Consider the following 25,045-nt stretch of genomic DNA (forward strand, 5'->3'; position numbering starts at 1 on the left):
GCTATAGGGATAGTTTGTCGCGGCGCTCATATGTAAGGGGGACATCTCATGGCCGATCCATCGAACGACGATTTCTTCCGCGCATTACCGGTTTTCACCCGTTTCGAGGGCGTCACGGACAGCGACAATTATCGGCCGCTTCCGGATGACTGGCTCCTGGCGGTGGCCGATATCGTCAGCTCGACGAGTGCGATCGCCTCCGGCCACTACAAATCCGTCAACATGGCCGGCGCCAGCGTGATTTCCGCCGTGCTTAACGCGCTGGACAAGGGCGATTATCCCTTCGTCTTCGGCGGTGACGGCGCACTGGTGGCCATTCCTCCTTCCGGCGAAGCACGCGTGCGAGAGGCGCTCTCGGCGGTGCGGACCTGGGTGAGCGAGGAGTTGCAGCTCAACCTGCGCACCGCACTGGTACCCTTGGCGGAGATCCGCGCCGAGGGACTGGATGTGCGGGTCGCCCGCTTCAGCCCGAGCGATTTCGTCTCCTACGCCATGTTTGCCGGGGGTGGCGCGAGCTGGGCGGAAAAACAGATGAAGGCGGGACGCTTCGCCGTCAAAGCGGCAGCACCGGAAACACGGCCGGACCTCACCGGCCTCTCCTGCCGGTGGAACCCGATCGAGGCGCACAATGGCGAGATCGTCTCGATCATCGCCGTGCCCGATGAAGCAGGCACCGGCCCGGAATTTCGACGCCTTGTGACTGACATTATCGCCATTTCCATGGAGCAAAATCGCGATGGCCATCCCGTACCGGTGGAAGGCCCGACACCGGTACTTGCCTTCAAAGGCGCCGAGATCGAAGCCCGCGCCACCGCACCGGCGATCAATCGCTGGCGGCGCAAGCTTGTGATCGCCGCCCAGATCGTTCTTGTCTACATTCTCGACAAGTTCGGCATCCGCGCCGCGACCTTCGACGCCAAGATCTACCGGCGCGATCTCGCCGCCAATTCCGATTTCCGCAAATTCGACGATGGACTGAAGATGACCATCGATGTCGACGGGGCGCATTTTTCCCGTATCGAGACACGGCTGCGCGAGGCCGAGGCAGAGGGCGTGTGCCGTTATGGCCTGCATCGGCAGGACAGCGCGCTCATGACTTGCTTCGTGCCAACCCCCTTGATGCGCGACCATATGCACTTCATCGACGGAGCCAGCGGCGGCTATGCGATGGCGGCGATGGCGTTGCGGGAGAAGCTGCGCGCCGGCGAGACCGCGACCTTGCCGTCACCCGGCATGCCATGACGATTCGCGCCTCATGCGGTTTTTTCTTGGGCCCCGTCATTTTCACCCATTGTTTCAGCGAGATGAGAACCTTATCTGAAGGAGAACAAAACGAGAGCCGGCAGCTCTGTCGAGCCCTTTTCCAATGCGCCACATGTCCGACAGGATGCGTAGAATGCGCAGGGAAAACTTTTCACGGCGCCGGCGCAATTCGCAGTTTCGGGTGGAATGTGCCGACGCCAGCCGTATGCTCCGCTCATCCAACCAGCGCCACTAGGCTTGGAGATGACAGCGCCGCCGCGCCCATATGTGATACGGTCGGTGGTGCCTTGTGGGGTGGGCAATTTTTTTGATCGCAAGGATAGGCCGTGGGGACGATGACAGTTCATTCGAGTGTTTCCGATATTTTTCTCGACAAGGTCGCGGAGTGGCTGACCCAGGCGGCGCTGACCGGCGAAGACCTGGAGACCATCGTTCGCGGTTTCTGCGAACGGATGGCGGCTTCCGGTCTGCCGATCGCCCGCGTGCACCTGACCTTTTCGATGCTCCATCCGCTCTATGACGCACTTGGCTTTACCTGGCGTCGGGCCGGCGGGTTGACGATCGAGGGTTACCGGCACATGGACGACAAGCCGGAACGCTTCGTGCAGAGCCCCTATTATTACCTGCTCTCCAACAATCTTCTGCATCTGCGCCGCCGGATCGATCTCGATGGGCCACTGGAATTCCCCATCTTTGAGGATCTGCGCGAGGAAAAGATCACCGACTATATCGCTTTCGTGCAGACCTTCGGTGCCGGTTCCGCACAGGGGATGATGGGCTCCTGGTCGACCGACGGCATCAGCGGCTTCAGCGAGGAAATGATCGGCGCGCTGATGCGCATGCAAAACCACCTTGCCATGGCGGCAAAAATGGCTGTTCTCGGCAAACTCGCCAATAACATGCTGACTACCTATCTCGGCGGTGACGCCGGCAAGCGCGTGCTGAACGGCCAGGTCCGCCGTGGCGACGGCGAGACAATCCGCGCCGCCCTCGTCATGGGTGACATGCGCCAATCGACCGTTTACGCCGAAAAGGAAGGTCGCCAAGCCTATATCGATACGTTGAACGAATTCTTCGACGCCATCGCCGCGCCGTTCAATCGCAATGGCGGCGAGATCCTGAGTTTCCTCGGCGATGGTTTTCTCGCCGTCTACCCCTGCGGGCGGCACAAGGATCCCTCCAAGGTCGCCTGCGAAGCGGCGCTATCTGCCGTTTTCCAGGCACAGAGCCGGGTCACCGCGTTGAACAAGGATCGTCAGACGCGTGGCCTGAGCGAGATCCGCTATGGCATCGGGCTGCATGTCGGCAACGTCATGTTCGGCAATGTCGGTCTGAAGGATCGCCTGACCTTTTCGGCCTTTGGCGCAGCCGTCAACGAGGTGCAACGGCTGCAATCACTGACCAAGAAATATTCGACAGAGGTGGTCGCGAGCCAGGCTTTCTCCGGCTACACCGATAGCGAATGGGTGACGCTCGGCGAGGAACGGCTACGCGGCGTGCGTCAGCGTTTCACGGTCGTGCATCCAAAGGCCAATGCCGTGCTGAACGGGACGACGGAAATCTTTCACGATACAGCCACCGATGCCCTGTCGGAGGCTGAACAGGTCATTCTGCTGCATCGGGACGCCAAGAAGTTCGAGAACCGCCCGCAAGTCGAAAAATTCATTCAATGATAGTAAGGCATGCTTAGTTAAGCATTTCCCGATAGATCATTGGAAAAATAACAGTTTTTTTACTGTTCAAGTCCTGCTTTGACCAACTGGACACTCGTTATGGCCTACGTTAGTGTGCCGAATGGGGCCGTATAAGGTCGTGCAATCGGGACTACACAGGCATGACGTCAGGGACTGATTTATTGCGTATCGAGAACCTCGACGTCTCGTTCTCGATTTACGGGGACAAGTTGCGCGTGGTGAAAAATGCCAACTTGCGGGTCCTCCCCGGCAAGGTGACGGCGTTGGTCGGTGAGTCCGGCTCTGGCAAATCGATCATCAGCCAGTCGATCATGGGCATCCTGCCGACGCCCGCGCAGGCGAGCGGCCGTATTCTATTTACCGATCCGCTCGACGGCCGAACCACCGACATTCTGCAATTGCCGCGCGACGGCATCGCGATCCGCCAGATGCGCGGCGCGCGCATGGCCAACATTTTTCAGGAGCCGATGACCTCGCTGTCGCCGCTGCATACGGTCGGCGACCAGGTCAGCGAGGCCCTTCGCATTCATAATCCCGCCCTCGACAGGGCCGAGCAACGGGAAAAGACCGAGGAGATGCTGAGCCTTGTGGGCTTTCAGAACCCGCACCGCACCTTCGACATGTATCCGTTCGAGCTGTCGGGCGGCATGCGGCAGCGCGCGATGATCGCCATGGCGCTGATCTGCAATCCGGCGCTGTTGATTGCCGACGAGCCGACGACGGCGCTCGACGTCACCATCCAGGCACAGATCCTCGGCCTGCTGCGCAGCCTGCAGCAGAAATTCAACATGGCCATGCTGCTGATCACCCATGATCTCGGCGTCGTCGCCAACATGGCCGATGAAGTCGTGGTCATCTATCACGGCGAGATCATGGAAGCCGGGCCGGTCGAGACCATCTTCCGCCAGCCGCAGCATCGTTATCTGAAGGCGCTGATGTCGGCTGTGCCGCATTTCGACATGAAACCCGGCGAGCGGCTGAAATCGCTGCGCGATGTGCCGGTCAATCTCGGCACTTTCTCGGGCAAGAAGAAACTCGTCAAGGCCAATGCCAGTGGCAAGGCCGCGCCCGATGTGCTGCTTTCGGTACGCAACCTCGTCAAGACCTATACCTCCAAGGGAGGCGGGCTGTTCGGTCGCCGGGAAGGCACGAAGTTCCGCGCGGTCGATGATGTCAGCTTCGATATCCGTCGTGGCGAATGTCTCGGGCTCGTCGGTGAAAGCGGCTGCGGCAAGACGACGGTCAGCAAGATCCTGATGCGCGCCGTCAGCGCCGACAGCGGTTCGGTCAGCTTCGACGATGGCGACGGCAAGATCGACGTGCTGGCCGTCAAGGGTGACGCGCTCATGGAACTGCGAACCAAGGTCCAGATGGTGTTCCAGGACCCCGTTTCCTCCCTGTCGCCACGCATGACAATCCGCAATATCCTGAGCGAGCCCCTGGAAATCCATCGGCATGGCGACAGCGCCGAACGCAAGGAGAAGGTCAAGGGGCTGATGCAGGCGATCGGGCTCGATCAGCATTATCTGAGCCGCTATCCCCACAGCTTTTCCGGCGGCCAGCGCCAGCGCATCGGCATTGCGCGCGCCCTGGCGCTCGGCCCGAAGCTCCTGATCCTCGATGAGCCGGTCTCAGCGCTGGATGTTTCCGTACAGGCGCAAATCCTCAATCTTCTCAAGGATTTGCAGAGAGAACTTGGCCTCACCTATCTCTTCATTTCGCATAATCTCGCCGTCGTCGACTACATGGCGGACCGTATCGCCGTCATGGCCCGCGGCCGCATCGTCGAAATCGCACCGCGCGAGATCATTCTTCGCGATCCGGTCCATCCCTATACACGCTCTCTGCTTGCCGCCGTGCCCTTCCCCGACCTCGATCGGCCGCTTGATTTCTCCGCGTTGAACAGCGAAGGTCCGGCCGCCAAGCAGAGTTGGGGGCCGCATTTTGCGGAAGAAGACGGCGGGGATCTTGCCTATGCCGATCTTGGCGGTGGTCATTTCGTGCGCGCTCGCCGTGGCGCCGATGTTCAGGAATTGCGCGCGTGGTAACCCGTCGAACCTTCCTAGGCCTGATGGCCTCCAGTGTTCTGCCACTGCCTGTCGTTGCGGCAGAAGTCGACAACGAGCCGGATTATCTGGCCGACTGGCTCCGCTCCGGCCAGATGCCGCCGCTCGTCAAGCGCCTGCCGAAATTTCCGCGCGTCGTCAACGTCAAGGCGCTGGGCCGCGCGCCCGGCCATTATGGCGGCACGGTGCGCACCATCATCGGCAGCCAGAACGATATTCGCTTCATGACGATCTATGGTTATGCCCGCCTTGTCGGCTACGACCGGACATTGTCGCTGCAACCGGATATTCTCGAATCCTACTCCGCCCTCAACGACTGCGTCTTCACCTTCAAGCTCCGCAAGGGTCACAAGTGGTCGGATGGCCAGCCCTTCACCGCCGAGGATTTCCGCTATTGGTGGGAAGACGTCATCCTCAACAAGGAGCTGACGCCGGGCGGCGGGGCGCTAGAGCTGCGTCCGCATGGCAGCCTGCCGCGCTTCGAAGTGCTAGACGAGCTAACGGTGCGCTATTCTTGGGATCAGCCCAACCCGGATTTCCTGCCGAGCCTGGCGGCGCCCCAGCCGCTGGTCATCTCCGGCCCGGCCCATTACCTAAAGCAATTCCACAAGAAATATCAGGACAGCATCCGGCTTGCCTCGCTGATGCAGGAATCCCGTGCGCGCAAATGGCAGGATATGCACATCAAGAAGGGCCGCGCCTACAGGCCGGAAAATCCCAAGCTGCCGGTGCTTGATCCCTGGCGCAACACGACCGCGCCGCCGGCGGAGCAATTCGTTTTCGAGCGCAATCCCTATTTCCACCGCGTCGACGAGAATGGCCGGCAGCTGCCCTATGTCGACCGTTTTGTTCTGAGTATCAGCTCGGCGGCGATCATCGCGGCCAAAGCAGGCGCCGGTGAAAGCGACCTGCAGGCGACGGGCATCGACTTCAATGACTATGCCTTCCTGAAGGATGCGGAGAAACGCTATCCGGTGAAGGTCAATCTCTGGAAATCGACGCGCGGCTCACGCGTCGCCCTGCTGCCGAACCTCAACAGCGCTGATCCCGTCTGGCGCGAGGTCTTGCGCGACGTGCGCGTGCGCCGGGCGCTATCGCTTGCGATCGACCGGCACGAGATCAATATGGCGGTCTTCTATGGCCTCGGAACGGAGAGCGCCGACACGGTCCTGCCCGACAGTCCGCTCTACAAGCCGGAATACGCATCCGCCTGGATCTCTCATGATCCGGATCAGGCCAATGCGCTGCTCGATGCCGCCGGTCTCGACAAGCGCGACGAGGACGGCATCCGCCTGCTGCCGGATGGCCGGCGTGCGGAAATCACGGTCGAGACACCAGGCGAAAGCACGCTCGACACCGATGTGCTGGAATTGATCACCGATCATTGGCGCAAGGTCGGCATCGCACTCTTCACCCGGGTCTCGCAACGCGACATCTTCCGCAGCCGCGCCATGGGCGGCCGCATCATGATGTCGATCTGGTATGGCCTCGACAATGGAGTGGCGACCGCCGACATGAATCCCGGCCAACTCGCGCCGACGATGGACGATCAGATGCAATGGCCTCTTTGGGGCATGTATTATCTTTCCCGCGAGACACAGGGGGTTGCGCCGGACGTGCCGGAGGCGGCGGAACTGGTCAGACTTCTTGGTGAATGGGGAAAGGCGGCCTCGTCGTTCGAACGTGCCGCCATATGGCATCGGATGCTGTCGCTCTATTCGGACCAAGTCTTCTCCATCGGCCTGATCAACGGCACGATGCAACCGATCCTGCATGCCTCGCGCCTGCAGAACGTGCCGGAAAAAGCACTCTACGGGTTTGATCCGACCTGCTATCTCGGCGTCTACATGCCCGATACCTTCTGGCTGAAGGAGGATCCGGCGCATGCTTAAATATATCCTCTGGCGCATCGCAGTGATGGTTCCGACGCTGATTGTCATCTCGATGCTGGTCTTCACCATCATCCAGTTGCCGCCCGGCGACTTCTTCGAAAGCCAGATCGCAGAACTTCGCGCGCAGGGCGAAAGCGCCAACCTGCAGGAGATCGAGGATCTTCGCCACGAATACGGCCTCGATAAGCCCATGGCGCTGCAATATGTCTATTGGGCCGCGGGCATGCTGCATGGCGATTTCGGCTATTCCTTCGAATATCAGTTGCCGGTCTCCGAGGTCGTCGGCGACAGGCTATGGCTGACGATCCTCGTCTCGATGACGACGATCCTGCTGACCTGGCTGATCGCCTTCCCCATCGGCATCTATTCCGCCACCCATCAGTACAGCTGGGGCGATTATGGCCTGACCTTTTTCGGCCTGCTCGGCATCGCCATTCCGAACTTCATGCTGGCGCTGATCCTGATGTATTTCGCCAATGTCTGGTTTGGCGTCTCGATCGGCCACCTGATGGATCAGAAATACCTGTCGCAACCGATGAGCTGGGAAAAGGCGCGCTCGATCCTGTCGCATCTATGGATTCCGGTCATCATCGTCGGCACGGCGGGCACGGCGGGCATGATCCGCCGGCTTCGCGCCAACCTGCTCGACGAGATGCAGAAGCAATATGTCATCACCGCCCGCGCCAAGGGGCTGCATCCCTTGAAGGCATTGGTGAAATATCCACTGCGCATGGCGCTGAACTTTTTCGTCGCCGACATCGGCTCCATCCTGCCGTCGATCATTTCCGGCGCGGAAATCACCGCCATCGTGCTATCTCTGGAAACGACCGGACCGATGCTGATCAAGGCGTTGCAAAGCCAGGACATGTATCTGGCCGGCTCGTTCCTGATGTTCCTCGCCTTCCTGAACGTCATTGGCGTGCTGATCTCCGATATCGCGCTCGGCTTCCTCGATCCACGTATCCGCTTGCAAGGCAGGAGCACAAAGTGACCGCACCCCTGCCGCGCCCTGGCGCCCCATTGGAGCATTACGTTTCGACCGCCGCCTTCGATCCGGACCAGTTCGAAGCCATGTCCGCCGGTCAGGCGCGTTACTACCAGGCCTCGCAGAAGCGGCTGATGTGGTGGAAGTTCAAGCGACACAAGCTTGCGCTTGCCTCCGGCATCTTCCTGATTCTGCTCTACGGCATGATCATGATCGTGGAATTCCTGGCGCCCTACGGGCTGCATACGCGCAACGTCGACTATATTCATTCGCCGCCGCAGGCGATCCACCTGTTCGACCAGGGCAAGTTCGTCGGCCCCTTCGTCTATGGCCGCAAAATGACGCTCGAGCTCGATACGCTGCGGCGGGTCTATACCGAAAATTCCGCCGATGTTCAGCCGATCCGTTTCTTTTGCCGTGGTGATCCCTATCGCTTCTGGGGCCTGGTGGATTCGGATATCCATCTGGTCTGCCCTGCCGTCGGCGGGCAGATGTACCTGCTCGGCACCGACCGGCTTGGGCGCGACGTATTGTCCCGAATCATCTACGGCGCGCGCATCTCGCTGACGATCGGATTGATCGGCATTGCCATCAGCTTCGTGCTCGGGATCGTCATCGGCGGCCTCGCTGGATATCATGGCGGTCTCTTCGATCTTCTGGTCCAGCGCGTCATCGAAGTGCTGCAGTCGCTGCCGAGCCTGCCACTGTGGATGGCGCTGGCGGCGATCATGCCGGTGAGCTGGAGCCCCATCCTGATCTACTTCGGCATTACCATCATTCTCGGCATTCTCGACTGGACGGGGCTGGCGCGAGCCGTCCGCTCCAAGCTCTTGTCTTTGCGTGAAGAAGACTATGTTCTTGCTGCACAGTTGATGGGGGCGAGCTCGCCCCGCGTCATCGGTAGGCATCTCGTACCCGGCTTCATGTCGCATCTGATCGCAACGGCGACGATTTCGATCCCCAGCATGATCCTCGGCGAAACCGCGCTGAGCTTCCTGGGCCTCGGCCTTCGTCCACCGATCACCAGCTGGGGCATTCTATTGACGGAAGCCCGAAGCGTCAGCGTTATTGCATTTTATCCGTGGCTCCTTTTCCCGATGGTGCCAGTGATTTTGGTCATTCTAGCGTTCAACTTTTTAGGAGACGGCTTGCGCGACGCGGCCGATCCCTACAAATAGCGGAAAGCGTGGCCAGCAAATGGATTGCAATTCGAAGAGAGGCCGCGGACGTCGTTTGCAGAGAACCCGCGAAAATGACTTTCAGTCCTGAGGTTTTGCCCATGAAGCGGCGCTTAGAAGATGCTCGAATCCTCATGTATAGTCACGACACGTTTGGTCTGGGTCATCTCAGACGGTGCCGGACCATCGCGCATGCGCTTGTCGAGAATTATCGTGGACTGAAGGTCCTGATCATTTCCGGCGCTACGATCGCTGGCGCCTTCGACTATCGAGCGCGAGTCGATTTCGTGAAGGTGCCCAGCGTGATCAAGCTGCGCGACGGCGAATATACGTCGATGGCAAGTCACGTCGATCTTCAGGAAACGTTGAAGATGCGCCAGTCGATCATCCGCCATACGGCGGAGACCTTCCAGCCGGACATCTTCATCGTCGACAAGGAGCCGATGGGCCTGAAGGGCGAGGTCGAGGAAACCCTGCACTATCTGAAGGCGCGCGGCACGACGCTGGTGCTTGGCATGCGCGACGTCATGGATGCCCCGCATCTGCTCGAAGCCGAATGGAAGAAGAACAGCGTACTGCAGAAGATCGACCAGTTCTACGACCGCGTCTGGGTCTACGGGCCGCCGGATTTCCACGACCCACTGGTCGGTCTCGACGTTCCGCCCGGCGTTCGCCGGAAGATGGAATTCGTCGGCTTCCTGCAGCGCAGCGTCTCCACGCAAGGCGCGAAGTCTGAACACGTACCGGATGAAGACTATCTTCTCGTCACCACCGGTGGCGGCGGCGACGGCGCCGATCTTGTCAACGATGTCGTCAGCGCCTTTGAGCAGGACGACACGCTGCAGCATAAGACGCTGATCGTGCTTGGCCCCTATATGCCGGCCAAGGAGCGCATTCAGCTTCTGAAGCGCGCGGAGAAGATTGCCTGTCTGCAGGTGATCGAGTTCGACAACAAGATGGAGGAACTGATCGCCGGCGCCAAGGGCGTGGTCGCCATGGGCGGCTACAACACCTATTGCGAGATCCTGTCCTTCGACAAGCCGGCGTTGATCATCCCGCGCACAAGGCCACGGGAGGAGCAACTGATCCGCGCCCAGCGGGCAAGCGAGCTCGGTCTCGTCGACATGCTTTTGCCGGAGGAATCCGCCGATCCGAAGCAGCTTGCCGCCGCGCTGAAGCGCCTGCCGACCCGCGCGCCACCGTCGGCGAGCAGCGAGATCATGCGGCTGGAGGGGCTGGTGCATATTTCTCGCATCGTCGGCGAATGGTTCGACGACCGCGAGCAGTATCCCCCTCTGTCCGTTGTCGCTGAATAGAGCATCGGAACCCCTCGATGCGCAAAAAAATCCTGGTGGTCCTCAAGGGCTACCCCCGCCTGTCCGAAACCTTCATCGCGCAGGAATTGCTCGGTCTTGAGAAGGCCGGCTTCGACCTGACGCTGATTTCCATGCGCAGGCCGACGGACAAGAAGCGTCATCCCGTCCATGACGAGATCAAGGCTCGGATAGTCTACCTGCCGGAATATCTCCATGACGAGCCGTTGCGCGTGCTGCGCGCTTTCTTTGCCGGCATTAAAAAGCCCGGATTCAAGCCGCTGCTGAAGCAGTTCTGGGCCGATCTCAAGCGTGATGTCACGCCGAACCGCTTTCGCCGTTTCGGCCAGGCACTGGTGTTGGCGCATGAATGGCCCGACAATGGCGAATGGCTGCACGCGCATTTCATCCATACGCCCGCCTCGGTGACGGCCTATGCCAGCATCATGACCGGTATTCCCTGGACCTGTTCCGCACACGCCAAGGATATCTGGACCTCGCCGGACTGGGAGCTCTCGGAAAAGCTCGCGCGCGCGCGCTGGACGGTGACCTGCACCCGTAGCGGCTATGAGCACATGCGCGATCTGACCTCAATGCCCGACCATGTGCATCTGAGCTATCACGGCCTTGATCTCGCCCGCTTCGGCCCCTTCGGGGGTGAGCATTCCGACCGCGATGGCTCGCAGGCCTCCGATCCAGCCCTCCTCCTCAGCGTCGGCCGAGCCGTGGAGAAGAAGGGCTATGACGTGCTCCTGAGCGCGCTGGCGCTGCTGCCCGCCGATCTTCATTGGCGCTTTACCCATATTGGCGGCGGCGACGGGCTAGCGAAGCTGAAGGCACTTGCCGACACGCTCGGCATAGCCGATCGCATCACCTGGAAGGGCGCGCTGGCGCAGGAGGATGTACTGGCGCATTACCGCCAGGCGGACCTCTTCGCACTTGCCTGCCGCGTGGCGGCCGATGGCGACCGCGACGGACTGCCGAACGTGCTGGTCGAGGCTTCCAGCCAGCGCCTCCCCTGCCTCTCCACCAATATTTCCGGCGTGCCGGAACTGCTCACCGATGGCGAGAACGGTTTCGTCGTGCCGCCGGAAGACCCGCAGGCACTGGCGGCGGCTCTGGAACAAGCAATCCGCGATCCGGCGCTGCGCCACCGGCTAGGCGACGCTGCCGAAAAGCGCGTGCGCGAGCACTTCGACCATCATTCCAGCATTCGGCAATTGACGCGGCTGTTCGAGGAGCAGTGGCAAAAAGAAGAGCAATGGCGGAAATCGGCATGACAGCCCCCGGTACTTCGTCCCCATGCGTGTTCTTTTATGTCCAGCACCTGCTCGGCATTGGCCATCTCGCCCGCGCCAGTCGCATTGCCAGCGCGATGGCAAAGGATGGCTGTCAGGTGACAGTCGTTACCGGCGGCGTACCGGTGAGCGGTTTTCCCGGCCCGGATGTCACCTCGGTCGTTCTCCCGCCGGTCGTCGCCAGCAGCGCCGGCTTTTCCGGTCTTGCCGATCAATCGGGCAATGTTGTCGGCGAAGAGTTTCTGTCCGCGCGCCGCGACCGGCTGCTGGACGCTTTCCGCGCGGCGGCCCCCGATGTCGTCATCATCGAGGCCTTTCCCTTCGGCCGCCGCCAGATGCGCTTCGAACTGTTGCCCCTGCTTGATGCCATCGCATCGACAACACCGAAGCCGAAACTCTACAGCTCGGTGCGCGATATCCTGCAGCAGCAGAAAAAGCCGGGGCGTGACGAGGAGACCGTAAGCTTGCTGCGGGATCATTTCGACGGCGTACTCGTCCACGGCGATCCGAGCTTTGTCCGGCTGGAAGAGACGTTTCCGTTGACTGCCGCCATTTCCGACAAGATCACCTATACCGGCGTTGTCGCGCCGCCCTTGCCGCCCGAACCGGCCGAGACCTTCGACATCGTGGTTTCCGCCGGCGGCGGAGCTGTCGGGCGCAACCTGATCCGCGCTTGCCTGGAAGCGGCAAGCCGGATCGCGGTCGATCGCCGCTGGCTGCTGGTCACTGGACCGAACCTGCCGGAGCAGGATTTCGTGGCCTTGACCAAGGACGCGCCGAACAATGTCACGGTCGTTCGTTTCCGCAAGGATTTCCCGTCTCTGCTGCGGGGCGCGGAGCTGTCGATCTCGCAGGCGGGCTATAATACGGTCGGCGATCTCCTCGTCGCCGGCTGCCGCTCCATCCTGGTCCCGTTCACCGCCGGCGGCGAGACGGAGCAGTCGGTGCGCGCCGAGCGACTGGAGAAGCTCGGACTGGCGCTGGCCCTGCCGGAAGCAGGATTGACAACGGATCTGCTTGTCGGGGCCATCGACACGGCGCTGTCGCGGCCGAAGCCGTCCAATCCCGATATCGACCTTTCCGGCGCCGAACGGACCGCGGCAATCATCCGCGACTTCTCGTGAAATCATAGTGACGGTCTGTCACCTTACTCGTCGTTTTTGCCCCCCTCGTTTTCCGCAATGTTGTGATATAAAATAAGAATTCAATGAATCGGGGGGAGCCTGGACGAAAGACCGGGGGCGTCTCGTTTTCGATATGGGGCCGCGCATCCAAAATGAACTCCTCTCGCACCTCTGCAACATCGGCGCCGGCATTCGCGGCGAAGACTGTTGAATTTGGAAGCATGCAATAAGCGATGGAAAAAAGCCTAGCGCGTTACATCTGGTCGAATACCCGGCTGGAGCAGATCTGGATCCTGACGATCGTCGCAGCTTCGATGATCCCCTACTTTCTGTCCTTCGACTTGCCGAAGCAGATCGTCAACGGGCCTATTCAGGGCAAGGGGTTCGAACATCCCGGCGACACCCAGACCTTCATGCATATCTCTTTCGACCTGCCCCTGCTCGGCCACGTCGAAGTATTTGAGGGCCTGCATCTCACACGCTTCTGGATGCTGATCGCGCTCAGCCTAGTGTTCCTGGCGCTCGTCGTCCTCAACGGCCTCTTCAAGCTCTACATCAACACCTACAAGGGTCGTCTCGGCGAGCGTATGCTGCGCCGCATCCGTTTCGAGCTGATCGACCGCGTGCTGCGGTTCCCGCCGTCGCATTTCAAGCGGGTCAAGCCTGCCGAGATCGCCACCATGATCAAGGACGAGGTGGAGCCGATGGGCGGCTTCACCGGCGACGCTTTCGTGCAGCCGGCCCTGCTCGGCGGCCAGGCGATCACCGCCCTCATCTTCATCATCATGCAGAATTTCTGGCTGGGCATGATCGCCGCGGCCATCGTCGTAGTACAGGCGATCGTCATTCCGCGCATGCGCAAGCGGCTGCTCGAACTCGGGCGCCAGCGGCAATTGACGGCACGCGAACTTTCCGGCCGCGTCGGTGAGATCGTCGAGGGCATCGGCACGATCCATGCCAACGACACCTCCAATCTGGAGCGTGCCGACATCGCTGCTCGTCTCGGGCTGATCTTCTCGATCCGCTACGATCTCTATCAGTGGAAGTTCATGGTGAAATTCATCAACAACTTCCTCGCTCAGGTAACGCCCTTCCTGTTTTATTCGATCGGCGGATTTCTGGCGCTGCAGGGTCGGCTCGATATCGGCCAGCTCGTTGCCGTCATCAACGCCTACAAGGATCTGCCAGGGCCGCTGAAGGAACTCATCGACTGGGATCAATCGCGCCAGGATGTTCAGGTCAAATACAATCAGGTGGTCGAACAGTTCAGCGTCGATGGACTCATCGATCCGAAGACTCAGCTTGTCTCGCCCGCCCCAGCCAGCCGCATCACCCATCCGCTGGTCGCCACCAATCTCACCGTGGTCGATGACAGCGGCGCCCGTGTGCTGGATCACGTCTCCGTCGACATCAATCCTGGCGAGACAGTGGCGATTGTCGGTGAAAGCGGCGCCGGCGGCGAATATCTTGCCGACGCGTTAGGCCGGCTGATCTGGCCGGATACCGGCCGTATCACCATTGATGGCCGCGACCTGCTGGAGCTGCCGGAATCGCTGACGGGGCGGCGCATCGCCTATGCCTCGTCGGATACGTTCTTTTTTCACGGCACGCTGCGCAGCAATCTTCTCTATGGCCTGAAACACGCACCATTGACTGCGGTTGCTTATGACGAGAAGGCGGCCAACAAGCTTAAGTGGCAGATGATCGAGGCGCGTCGCGCCGGCAATCCGGAACTGGACCTCAACAGCGACTGGGTGGACTATGCCGCCGCCGGAGCCAGCGGTCCGAACGACATTTACCCCGCCATTCGTCCGGTTCTCGATATCGTGGCCATGTCCCAGGACATTCTCGACATGGCGCTGCGCTCGACTGTCGATACCGCCGCGCATGAAGATCTCACCTCCCGCATCGTCGAGCTTCGTCAGGCGTTGCGGCTCCGGCTGAAGGAGGAGAATCTCGAAGGGCTTGTCGTGCCTTTCGAATTCGATGCCTACAATCCGCAGGCGACGGTCGGCGAAAACCTGCTGTTCGGCACGCTGAAGCGGCCGCAGATGACCAACCGGAAGCTCGCCGCGCACCCCTATTTCCAGCAGCTGTTCACGCAGACCGGTCTCAATACCGACCTCTATGACATGGGTCTGGAAATCGCCGAGAACGCCGTCGAACTCTTCACCGACCTGCCGCCGGATCACCCGTTCTTCCAGCAGCTTACCTTCATGACGCCGGAAGATATTCCGACTTACGAGGCACTGCTGCAAAAGCTGAACGGCAAGGGTTTCTCCGCCGCTTCGCCTGACGAACGGGCAGCGATCATCCGCCTCAGCTTCTCCTATATCGAACCTCGCCACCGCTTCGGTCTTTTGACCCAGACGCTGATGGAGAAGATCGTCACGACGCGCATCAAGTTCTACGAGAATATCCCGGCCGATCTCGCCGAGGTGATCGAGCGCTATGACCCCGAGCGTTTCACCGCCTCGGCAACATTGATGGATAACGTACTGTTCGGCAGGATCGCGCACCAGCAGGCGAACGCGCCCGAGCGCGTCCACTCCATCATGTACGACGTGTTTGAACGGCTCGGCATGCAGGACAGCGTGCTCTCGATCGGGCTGGATTTCGATGTCGGGTCCGGTGGCAAGCGGCTAACCAACGTGCAGCGGCAGAAGCTCAATCTTGGCCGGGCCCTGCTGAAGCGGGCCGATTACATCATCTGCAACCGCCCGCTGCCGGCGCTTGACCATCGTATTCAGGATCAGATTCTCCGCTCCATCCTGACCGAACTCGATAGGAGCACGGATAAGCCCGCACTCATCTGGGTGCTGTCCAACCCGAATTTTGCCGAGCTGTTCGATCGCGTTCTGGTCTTCAACCATGGCAGCCTGGTTGAAAGCGGCACGACGACCGATCTTTTAGAAAAAAACGGGATGTTCAAAGAACTGTTATCGTAATATCCTATTGCGCGGGGATATCTGGGGCCTGAAACCGGGGATTTGAAGCTCATGCTTCTGAAGGACGAAGTTGAAATGCTGAAACGGGTGCCGATTTTTGCGCGCATCGCACCCGCAAAATTGAAATTGTTGGCATTTACCTCGGATCGCGTCAGCTATAATGCCGGCCAGGCGCTGTTTCATCAGGGCGATCAGGGCGACGCGGCCTACGTTGTTCTTTCAGGAACTGCTGATATTCTTGTCGATAGTCCCGCCGGCGAAATCAAGGTCGCGGAGGTCGATATCAATTCCATCGTCGGCGAGATCGCCATTCTCTGTGACGTCTCCCGTACCGCCACCGTCAAGGCGACGTCGCGGCTGGAAGCGCTCAAGATCAGCAAGGAACACTTCCTGAAGCTGCTCAGCGATTTCCCCGAAATGGCCGTCGAAATCATGCGCGTCCTCGCAGACCGCCTCAATCACACCACCTCCGAGCTCACCGCCGCCCGCAGCCGCCAACAGCAGCCGCACTCGATGTCGACGCATTGAGCGTTTGACAGGCTGCCATCGCCTCTGAGAGCCCGATCTAAAAGCGCATTTAAAGAATTTCGAATACGTCGTATTCGACTCCGCCCGGACGGCGCCCGCCCTGAGCAACCGCGACAATTTGGTTGAGCCACACATGCCGTGGGGCGGCGGTCTCAAAATACGGTGTCGTTCGGAGATAATATTCGGAGGCGTCAACCGCGTCGCCGCGAGCGAGACGCTCGTCAACGGCCCGGGAGGAGTGCCTAACGCCGCGATAGGTCATCAGAATGAGGCCGCCATCATCAGCGATGAGCAAAAGCCTTACATCTTGCTGAAATGTGTTGTCTGCGCGTGCGAGCAGAAGATCGGAGCCGATCAGCGGCGACACCTCGCCTTTTAGGCGCTCTCCCTGGAAATATCCGCCGGAAACCGGAAATATGCGGCGGCGGCCAGCTGGCGTCTCGCCCAGTTCAAACGCCGGATGAAGTGTCATGAAGAGTGTGAATAAGTGCCGAGATTGCAGGGACATGTCAGATCGCCTATTGTTTGCCTGAACCCTAACCGAGGGCGCCCTGCCCCCAAAACGCGTTTTACTTGCGACCATCACAAGGGAAATTAATCAGAAGAGAAGCAGATCATGCGGCCGCCGTTGGAGTCTTTGCGAATATTGGAAGCATGCGTTTCCGCAGGCAGCTTCGCGCGGGCAGCCGAAGGGTTATGTCTGACCCCCGCGGCTGTCAGCCTCCGCATTCGCTCGCTGGAGGCCGAATTTGGTCGGTCGCTCTTCGTGCGCTCAGGGCGAAGAGTTGTCCCGACACCTGCGGCTTCTGTTCTGGCAGGCCGAATTCGAGAGGCATTGGATGGAATTGCCGGCGCACTCGACGAATTTCAGGGTGCCACGCCGCCGCTCAGATTAACGGCACCTCCAACATTTGCGTCACGCTGGCTTGCACCACGGCTGGCACGCTATTCCGCGACGGGAGCATCGGTCATCGAGGTCGACGTCTCTGCCGATATTCGTAATCCCAGCGCGTTTGACGTCGCCATACGAACGGGGCGCGGCGGTTGGGAAGGGTTTGAGGAATATCGGCTAGCTCCCGTTGAAGTGACACCCATGCTGGCGCCCTCTTTGCTTGGAACGCGGACGCTAGACATGCCGGACGCGCTAACTGATCTCGATCTTCTGCCGCATCCAGATTGGGAAGCATGGTTCATCGGCGCACAATGCGAGACGCCACCGGCTCTGCGGTTTGTAGCGGTTGATTACCCCACGCATGAGTTGGATGCCAATGCCGCAGTGGCAGGTGTCGGTGTTGCGCTCTTGTCGCCATCGTTGTTTCGGCCGCTTTTGGAAAAGGGACTGCTGATTGCACCGTTCCCATACGTATTGAGCGGGCCGGCCTGGCATTTCGCGTTGATGCGCGCAGGCGACACGCGTCTTGCACCTCGGCAGTTCTGCACATGGCTTTGTGAGCAGGCTCGCGTGGCTGCTTGATTGAAGGAAAAGTTCCGTGCGAACTGCGCGGGAACTGAACCACTCGGCGGCCCCATGCTTCCCTCACCACCTTGTTCGTGACCTGCTGTCGGCCGACGATCCTTGTTGGCCCGCCTCCAACTGCATTTGCCGCAGACACCAGTGCTCCCAGCGCAATTCGGTGATCTCGCCAAAGATCATGACGCTCGCTCCGGAACGCATTTTGCAAGGTTACCAAAGTATGTGTGCTTTGGAGGTATTGCGTTTTGAAACGGGACATTTTGCGGCCGTTCCCTGCCGTGACATTGGTGATGGAAGGCGCTGGAGAATATCGGCGTGTCAATTCGGTACAGGCCGCCACCGAGACCCTGCTGGAACATTGGCCGATTGAAGACGGCGAAGAGTATCTGACAGCGATCAGAGTATGCCTGGATGCGATGATGGGCACGGTCCACCCATGCGCCGCGCGAGCGGCACTTATCAAGGCGGCAGAGGAGGCCGGTGTGCCTGTGATGCAGTGAGACGACGCCATGGCCATCCATACGACCCCGTGGCGCATTCGATTGAAAGAGGACGGGCCGACTCTAGATCGCTTCAGTGCTTCACGGAATCACTGACGCGATCTAGCTTATTGTTTCTAGGCAATTCCGGACGGAAAACCGCTACGCACTTTTCCTGGAATTGCTCTAGCCGAGCCCAACCCTAATTCCCCGTCAAATCAGCCCGCGCCCAGCCAGATTGCGCATCAGATGCGACACCCCGAAAGTCCAGGGCGCGCATTCCGTCGATAGCAGGACGCGGTTTCGGAGCGCTCCGAGCTTGTCATTGGAAATGGTGACGATGTCGCCGATCTTATGGGTGAAGCCCTGCCCTGGCGTGTCGCGATCCTCGACCGGGGCAAACAGAGTGCCCATGAACAGCACGAAACCATCGGGATATTGATGATGGCGGCCGATCGTCTGGGAGACGAGGTCGAGTGGATCGCGGCTGATTTCCTTCATCGACGAGCGGCCGTTGAGGACATAACCGTCCTCGCCTTCGACCTTGAGATCAAGATCGGCATTGCGCATGTCATCGAGCGTATAGGTCTCGTCGAACAGGCGGATGAAGGGGCCGATCGAGCAGGAGGCGTTGTTGTCCTTCGCCTTGCCGAGCAGCAGCGCCGAGCGCCCTTCGACATCGCGCAGGTTGACGTCGTTGCCGAGCGTCGCCCCTCTGACGCGGCCCTTGCTGTCGACGGCGAGTACAATTTCCGGCTCGGGATTGTTCCACTTGGAAATCGGATGCAGGCCGACATCGGCGCCCGGACCCATCGAGGACATGACCTGCGACTTCGAGAAGACCTCGGCATCCGGGCCGATGCCGACTTCGAGATATTGCGACCAGACACCCTCTTCGATCAGCGCGGCCTTGACCTTGGCGGCCTCCGGCGAGCCGGCCTTCAGATTGCGCAGGCTATCGCCGATGAGAGCCGTGACCTTGCCGCGGATCGATTCCGCGAGATCCGGATTGCCGGCGGCGCGTTCCTCGATGACGCGTTCGAGCATCGAGCGGGCGAAGGTGACGCCACAGGCTTTGATCGCCTGCAGATCGACGGGGGCGAGAAGATGGACGATCGACAGGTCGGCCTTGGCTGCGAGCAGATCATCAAGCCTGGCGATCACCTCGCCCTTTTGCACGCGGACAAAACCAACCGGATCATCCTTTTCCAGCAGATCGCGCATGGTCGGCGCGTCCTTTGAGGTGATATCGTAAAGCGCACCGTCACGGACGACGACAAGGGCCGGCCCCTTCAACTCAGGACGCCATACACGTCCGACGAAGGTTCCGGTGCTGAAAATATCCGAACTGGCCATGTCTTTGCTCTCTCCCAAGATTTGCTGTCGTTTCTAGCGCAGTCGGATCGGCTTTTCCATCCGATACTAACTTGGAAAATAGAGGGTTTTGGATTTTCACCTTCTTCGGGAAGGCAAAGAGGCAAGGCCCCGCAGCGATGCTGCGGGGCCCTTCCGGCCGCAAAAACCGGGAGAGAGTGGTTTCAGGCGGCCTGAACCTTGCGGGCGCCACGCGCCCATTCCGGCAACCAGTCGCCGTGGGCGGCCAAGAGATCGTCGGTGAGCGACCAGATCTGGTCGAGATCGAGCTCAGCGGCCGTATGCGGATCCATCATTGCCGCGTGGTAAATGTGCTCACGGTTCTCAGTCATCAAGGCCTGAACCGTCAATTCCTGCACATTTATGTTGGTGCGGATGAGCGCAGTCAGCTGCGGCGGCAGATCGCCGATGAAGGTCGGCTGGATGCCGGAGGCGTCGACCAGGCAGGGAACCTCGGCGGCGCAATTATAGGGCAGCGAGGTGATGCAGCCATTGTTGCGGACGTTGCCGTAGATCACCGAAGGCTCGCCGGTCCAGACCGAGTGGATGATCGAGGAGGCGTATTCCTTGGATTGCGTGACTTCGATCTTGTCGGCGCTGCGGTATTCATCGGCCTGGCTTTTCCAACGCGCGATCTGCTCGATGCAGCGCTTTGGATATTCATCGAGCGGAATGCCAAATTTCTCGATCAGGTCCTCACGGCCCTCCTTGATGAAATAGGGCGTGTACTCAGCGAAATGCTCCGAGCTCTCCGTGACGAAATAGCCAAGGCGCGTCAGCATTTCATAGCGCACCTTGTTCGGGCAGCGCGGATTCCAGCCGGGCTTCGGCGCACGTCCCTCGCGATAGCCGCGCACGAGATCGGGATAGAGATCGCGGTAGGATCCATCGGGCTGGCGATGCTCGAATTTCAGGTAGAAGGCCATATGGTTGATACCGGCCGAGCGATAGCGAATTTCTTCGTAGGGGATGTCGAGATCGTGCGCCAGTTCCATCGCCGTGCCCTGCACCGAGTGGCAAAGGCCGACCTGCTTGATCGTGGGGTATTTCTCGGCGATCGCCCAGGTATTGATCGCCATCGGGTTGACATATTGCAGCATCACCGCCTCTGGGCAGACGGCGAGCATGTCCTCGCAGATCTTCCAGAGATGCGGCACGGTGCGCAGCCCGCGCATGATGCCTCCGACGCCGAGCGTATCGGCGATGGTCTGGCGCAGGCCGTATTTTTTCGGCACTTCGAAATCGGTCACCGTGCAGGGCTCATAGCCGCCGATCTGGAAGGCGACGACGACGAAATGGGCGCCGTTCAGCGCCTTGCGCTGATCGGTGAAGGTCTCGACGCTAGCCGACACGCCCAGCGTCGAGGCAAGCTTGCGCACGACGATGGCGCTCTCTTCCAGCCGCTGCGGGTTCAAATCCATCAGCGCAATTTTCGCGCCCGAAAGCGCCGGACGCTGCAAAACATCGCCGACGATGTTCTTCATGAAAACGGTTGAACCGGCGCCGATAAAGGTGATCTTGGGATTGCCTGTCATGTAAAATCTCCTGAATGCTAGGAAGCCACCTCGAACGCCGCTTTGACGAGGCGTTCGGTGTAAGCGGTCTTGGGATGGGAAAGAACGTCGTCGACCGGCCCCTCTTCCACGATCTTGCCGTGCTGCATGACGATGACGCGATGGCAAAGGGCGCGGACAACCTTGAGGTCGTGCGAGATGAAAAGGTAGCTCAGGCCTCGCTCGTCCTGCAGCTTGCGCAGGAGATCGATGATCTGCGCCTGGACGGAAAGATCGAGCGCCGAGGTCGGCTCGTCGAGCAGGATGAACTCCGGCTCGAGCGCGATGGCCCGCGCAATCGCGATGCGCTGGCGTTGACCACCGGAAAACTCATGCGGGAAGCGCGACAGGATATTCGACGGCATGCCGGCGCTCACCAGCGCTTCCTTTACTCGCTCCAGCCGCTCGGCCTTGTTGGCGCCGATATTGTTGACCACCAAGCCCTCGGCAATGATCTGGCCGATCGGCATGCGCGGATTGAGCGAGGAGAACGGATCCTGAAAGACGACCTGCATGCGCGAGCGCAGTGGCCGCATCTCGGCGCGCGACCGGTCTTGGATCGCTTGGCCGTCGAAATAGATCTCGCCACTATCGGCATCGATCAACCGCAGCAGCGCTTGACCGAAGGTGGTCTTGCCGGAGCCGGACTCGCCGACAAGCCCAAGCGTTTCGTGGCGGCGAAGCTCCAGGCTGAGGCCACCGACGGCGACGAGCTCGCGCAGATCGGGCTTGAAGAAGGTGCCGTGACGCAGCATGAAGGCGACCTTGACGGACTTGCCTTGGAGAATGGTGTCGCAGTTCGGCGGCAACGGTTTCGCCTGCCCCCGTGGCTCGGAGGCGAGCAGATGTTGCGTGTAGGGATGCTGCGGATGGGCGAAGAGCTCTTCCGTCGTATTGTGCTCGCGCATCTCGCCATACTGCATGACGTAGACATAGTCGGAGAACTGCCGGACGACGGTCAGGTCATGGGTGATCAGGATCACCGCCATGCCGAGCTGCTTTTGCAGATTGCGGATGAGGTTGAGGATCTGCGCCTGCACGGTGACGTCGAGCGCGGTTGTCGGCTCGTCTGCGATCAGCACGTCCGGGTCGTTGGCGAGCGCCATGGCGATCATCACGCGCTGGCGCTGGCCACCGGACAGCTGGTGCGGATATTGCCGAAGCCGCGTCTCCGGATCGGGGATCTGCACCTGCTTGAGCAGGTCCAGCGCCCGTTTCGCCGCCTCGTTCCGGCTGACCTTGCGGTGAACACGGATCGCCTCGATGATCTGGCTGCCGATCGTATAGATCGGGTTCAGCGAACTCATCGGCTCCTGGAAGATCATCGAGATGCGGTCGCCGCGCAGTTGCCGGCGGGCACGTTCGGAGAACTTCAGTACATTCTTGCCGTCATAGCTGACGGTGGATTTCTCCGAGACGACGGCACGCTTGGTAAGGAGACCCATCACCGTGCGGGCAGTCACCGATTTCCCGGAGCCGGATTCTCCGACGATGGCGATGGTTTCACCGCGATAGAGCTGGAAGGAGATATCCTTGACGGCATCGACGATGCCATCCTCGACCTTGAATTTGACCGCGACATTACGGGCGTCGATGACGGGCGGCACTGTCTTGCCGGCGGAGTCGAGCCTGGTGTCGGGAGCGAAAGGGTTGACGAGCGTGAGGGCCATGGTTCGTTTCCTCTCAATAGGGATCTATCGCGTCGCGCAGACCATCGCCGAGTGCATTGAACGCAAAGACGGTGATGAGCACGAAGGCGACGGGCGAGAGGATCCAGGGATAGGAGCCAATGACCGAATAGGTAGACGTATCCTGCAGCATCAAGCCCCAGGAGATCAGCGGCGGCTTGACGGCGAAACCGAGGAAGCCGAGGAAGGATTCAAGCAGCACGACGCTCGGAATTGCCAGCGTCACGGCAACGATGACGTGGCTCATCACGTTTGGAAAGATATGCTGCAGGATGATGCGCCGATCAGTCGCTCCAACCGCCATGGCGGCGCGCACGTAGTCGATCCTCGCGAGCGCCAGGGTCTTGCCGCGCACTTCGCGCGACATCTGCGCCCAGCCGAGCGCCGACATGACGACAACGACGAAGGCTAGGAAGACATTGGTTGGCGCGGTCACCGGGATGAGCGAGGTCAATGCCAAATAGAGCGGCAATTGCGGAAAAGCGAGGACAAGTTCGACGAAACGCTGGATCCAGGTGTCGAGCGTGCCGCCGAAATATCCCGACACCATTCCCACTGTCGTGCCGACGACAGTGACGATGAAGACGACGGTCAGTGCGATCATCAGGGAAATGCGCGAGCCATAAATGGCGCGGGAGAGAACGTCGCGGCCGAACTTGTCGGTGCCGAGGAAATGCACCGGCTGGCCGTCAGTCGAGCCGAAGAAATGCCGGTCACCAGGGATCAGGCCGAATAGCTGATAGGGCGCGCCCTTGACGAAGAAGCCGAGCGGGCGCGGATTGTTGTAGTCCAGCCCGACTATCGGCTGGAAGGTGACCGGATCGAGCTCATCGGTCTCCGCCAGCGCATAGACGCGCGGCTGGAAGACGAAATTGCCGTCCTTGTCGTGAAAGCTGATCACCTGCGGCGGCGCAAAGCCGGTATCGGTCGCCTTGGGATCGTCGGGCGCGATAAACTCGGCGAAAAGCGACATCAGCAAAAGCAGGATCACGAGGATCAATCCGCTCATACCCGTCCAGGAACGCTTCAGGCGGCGCCAGACGAGCGCGGCGTAGCTTTCGCTGCCGCCTTTCGGCGTCACTTTTTCATCGGTTGGCGGCGGAGATGTATTGAAGGCGAGCATCAGTTGATCCCTCCCTGTTGGCGAACGCGGGGATCAAGCAGGGCAAGCAATACATCCGCAATGATGTTGCCGACGATCAGCGTTGCCGACAGCACCAGCATGAAGGTGGCGGTGACATAGACATCGCCGACCGCCATCGAACCGACGATCGCGGGCCCCACGGTCGGTAGCGCGAAGATGATGGCGGTCTCGATCTCGCCGGTCAGCATGTAGGGCAGCACAACGCCCTGATACATGACGAGCGGATGGAGCGCATTCGGCACGGCATGTCGCATGACCACCGCGCCGCCGGACAGGCCCTTGGCGCGGGCGGTCTCGACATATTGCGCATTCAGCGTGTCGAGCAGATTGCCGCGCATGACGCGCATATTATAGGCAAGCCCGCCGAAGGTGGCGATCGCCACGACCGGCCAGACATGTTTGACGAGATCGACGAACTTGCCCCAGGACCACGGCGCGCCGCCATATTGCGGAGAGTAGAAACTGCCGATCTCCGAGACGTTGAGCTGGAAGACGAGGATGTAGACGATGATCAGCGCCATCAGGAAGCGCGGCACCGTCATGCCCAGAAAAGAGATGCCGGACAGCAGGCTGTCGATCCAGCTATATTGCCGCGTTGCCGCCCATATGCCGAAGCCGATACCAAGAATGGAAGCCAGGATATGGCAAACGAGGGCAAGCAGCAAAGTCCGCGGCAGACGCTCGCCGACGACGTCGGCAACCGGCTTGTTGTAGAACATGCTGTAGCCAAAATCGCCCCTGGTGACGATGCCGCCGATCCAGTTGAAATATTGCACGACCATCGGCTTATCGAGCCCATGTTCGTGGCGGTAGGCCTGCGCCTGGGCATCAGCTTGGGCAAAGGACGCGCCGCCCTGGTTCATCAGCTGTGAGCGGATATAGTCGGCATAGTCGCCGGGCGGCGCCTGGATGATGGCGAAAGTCACCACGCTCAGAATCATGAGCACCGGTATGGCGGAGGCTATGCGCACGAGCAGGAATCGCAACATGGAACGGTTCGCTCTCTTATTGCCGCCGGTGGTCTGCATCCCCTGGGGATCGCAC

General features: G+C 60.3%; 19 protein-coding genes. 13 read left to right on the plus strand and 6 right to left on the minus strand.

Going from position 1 to position 25,045, the window contains the following annotated elements; all coding sequences use genetic code 11:
- Nucleotides 1-48 precede the first annotated feature (48 nt).
- From EX00_RS13450 to EX00_RS13500, 11 genes are all read left to right on the plus strand, one after another.
- On the plus strand, nucleotides 49-1,242 hold the full coding sequence (locus EX00_RS13450) for a DUF3095 domain-containing protein (RefSeq protein ID WP_047458436.1): 1,194 nt from the start codon (nucleotides 49-51) through the stop codon (nucleotides 1,240-1,242).
- 356 nt (nucleotides 1,243-1,598) lie between these two features.
- Nucleotides 1,599-2,936 carry an adenylate/guanylate cyclase domain-containing protein gene (locus EX00_RS13455; RefSeq protein ID WP_047458438.1) on the plus strand — a complete coding sequence of 446 codons (1,338 nt, stop codon included), beginning with the start codon at nucleotides 1,599-1,601 and terminating at the stop codon, nucleotides 2,934-2,936.
- Between the two features lie 161 nt (nucleotides 2,937-3,097).
- The gene (locus EX00_RS13460) at nucleotides 3,098-5,005 is read left to right on the plus strand and encodes an ABC transporter ATP-binding protein (protein WP_047458440.1); all 1,908 of its coding nucleotides are present in this window, start codon (nucleotides 3,098-3,100) and stop codon (nucleotides 5,003-5,005) included.
- Nucleotides 4,999-6,915, plus strand: a complete 1,917-nt coding sequence (locus EX00_RS13465; protein ID WP_047458443.1) for an ABC transporter substrate-binding protein — start codon at nucleotides 4,999-5,001, stop codon at nucleotides 6,913-6,915. The genes EX00_RS13460 and EX00_RS13465 overlap by 7 nt, the downstream gene beginning before the upstream one ends.
- Nucleotides 6,908-7,906, plus strand: coding sequence for an ABC transporter permease (locus EX00_RS13470; protein ID WP_047458445.1), 999 nt, complete (start codon nucleotides 6,908-6,910; stop codon nucleotides 7,904-7,906). The genes EX00_RS13465 and EX00_RS13470 overlap by 8 nt, the downstream gene beginning before the upstream one ends.
- A complete protein-coding gene (locus tag EX00_RS13475) occupies nucleotides 7,903-9,078 on the plus strand; it encodes an ABC transporter permease (RefSeq protein WP_047458447.1) in 1,176 nt (391 codons plus the stop codon). Before EX00_RS13470 ends, EX00_RS13475 begins: the two co-directional genes overlap by 4 nt.
- A gap of 101 nt (nucleotides 9,079-9,179) precedes the next feature.
- Nucleotides 9,180-10,394, plus strand: coding sequence for a glycosyltransferase family protein (locus EX00_RS13480; protein WP_047458449.1), 1,215 nt, complete (start codon nucleotides 9,180-9,182; stop codon nucleotides 10,392-10,394).
- 17 nt (nucleotides 10,395-10,411) lie between these two features.
- Nucleotides 10,412-11,671, plus strand: coding sequence for a glycosyltransferase family 4 protein (locus EX00_RS13485; RefSeq protein ID WP_047458451.1), 1,260 nt, complete (start codon nucleotides 10,412-10,414; stop codon nucleotides 11,669-11,671).
- Nucleotides 11,668-12,813: a glycosyltransferase family protein gene (locus tag EX00_RS13490; RefSeq protein WP_047460276.1), complete on the plus strand. Its 1,146-nt coding sequence runs from the start codon at nucleotides 11,668-11,670 to the stop codon at nucleotides 12,811-12,813. Before EX00_RS13485 ends, EX00_RS13490 begins: the two co-directional genes overlap by 4 nt.
- Nucleotides 12,814-13,046: 233 nt before the next feature.
- Nucleotides 13,047-15,761 carry an ABC transporter ATP-binding protein gene (locus tag EX00_RS13495; protein WP_047458454.1) on the plus strand — a complete coding sequence of 905 codons (2,715 nt, stop codon included), beginning with the start codon at nucleotides 13,047-13,049 and terminating at the stop codon, nucleotides 15,759-15,761.
- A gap of 51 nt (nucleotides 15,762-15,812) precedes the next feature.
- Complete coding sequence (locus tag EX00_RS13500; protein ID WP_037220261.1) at nucleotides 15,813-16,289, plus strand: cyclic nucleotide-binding domain-containing protein; 477 nt, start codon at nucleotides 15,813-15,815, stop codon at nucleotides 16,287-16,289.
- Nucleotides 16,290-16,338: 49 nt separating this feature from the next.
- On the opposite strand, the gene EX00_RS13505 is transcribed toward EX00_RS13500, so the two are convergent.
- Nucleotides 16,339-16,797 carry a DUF3237 domain-containing protein gene (locus EX00_RS13505; protein ID WP_047458456.1) on the minus strand — a complete coding sequence of 153 codons (459 nt, stop codon included), beginning with the start codon at nucleotides 16,795-16,797 and terminating at the stop codon, nucleotides 16,339-16,341.
- 108 nt (nucleotides 16,798-16,905) lie between these two features.
- Between EX00_RS13505 and EX00_RS13510 the strand changes: the two genes are divergently transcribed.
- Both EX00_RS13510 and EX00_RS13515 read left to right on the plus strand, forming a co-directional pair.
- Nucleotides 16,906-17,763: a LysR family transcriptional regulator gene (locus EX00_RS13510; protein ID WP_047458459.1), complete on the plus strand. Its 858-nt coding sequence runs from the start codon at nucleotides 16,906-16,908 to the stop codon at nucleotides 17,761-17,763.
- Between the two features lie 245 nt (nucleotides 17,764-18,008).
- The gene (locus EX00_RS13515) at nucleotides 18,009-18,263 is read left to right on the plus strand and encodes a DUF982 domain-containing protein (protein ID WP_047458462.1); all 255 of its coding nucleotides are present in this window, start codon (nucleotides 18,009-18,011) and stop codon (nucleotides 18,261-18,263) included.
- A gap of 192 nt (nucleotides 18,264-18,455) precedes the next feature.
- Here the strand turns inward: EX00_RS13515 and EX00_RS13520 are convergent, their stop codons facing one another.
- The 5 genes from EX00_RS13520 to EX00_RS13540 form a co-directional block, all read right to left on the minus strand.
- A complete protein-coding gene (locus tag EX00_RS13520) occupies nucleotides 18,456-19,598 on the minus strand; it encodes a fumarylacetoacetate hydrolase family protein (protein ID WP_047458465.1) in 1,143 nt (380 codons plus the stop codon).
- 182 nt (nucleotides 19,599-19,780) lie between these two features.
- Nucleotides 19,781-21,151 carry an alpha-glucosidase/alpha-galactosidase gene (gene melA / locus EX00_RS13525; protein ID WP_047458468.1) on the minus strand — a complete coding sequence of 457 codons (1,371 nt, stop codon included), beginning with the start codon at nucleotides 21,149-21,151 and terminating at the stop codon, nucleotides 19,781-19,783.
- A 17-nt stretch (nucleotides 21,152-21,168) separates the two neighbouring features.
- On the minus strand, nucleotides 21,169-22,839 hold the full coding sequence (locus EX00_RS13530) for an ABC transporter ATP-binding protein (RefSeq protein WP_047458470.1): 1,671 nt from the start codon (nucleotides 22,837-22,839) through the stop codon (nucleotides 21,169-21,171).
- Between the two features lie 13 nt (nucleotides 22,840-22,852).
- On the minus strand, nucleotides 22,853-23,980 hold the full coding sequence (locus EX00_RS13535; RefSeq protein ID WP_047458472.1) for an ABC transporter permease: 1,128 nt from the start codon (nucleotides 23,978-23,980) through the stop codon (nucleotides 22,853-22,855).
- Nucleotides 23,980-24,990 (minus strand): ABC transporter permease, encoded by a 1,011-nt coding sequence (locus EX00_RS13540; RefSeq protein ID WP_047460280.1) that lies wholly within the window; start codon nucleotides 24,988-24,990, stop codon nucleotides 23,980-23,982. Before EX00_RS13540 ends, EX00_RS13535 begins: the two co-directional genes overlap by 1 nt.
- Between the last annotated feature and the right edge of the window lie 55 nt (nucleotides 24,991-25,045).

The sequence above is a fragment of the Martinezella rhizogenes genome, assembly GCF_000799715.1.
GTDB classification, from domain to species: Bacteria; Pseudomonadota; Alphaproteobacteria; order Rhizobiales; family Rhizobiaceae; genus Rhizobium; species Rhizobium rhizogenes_C.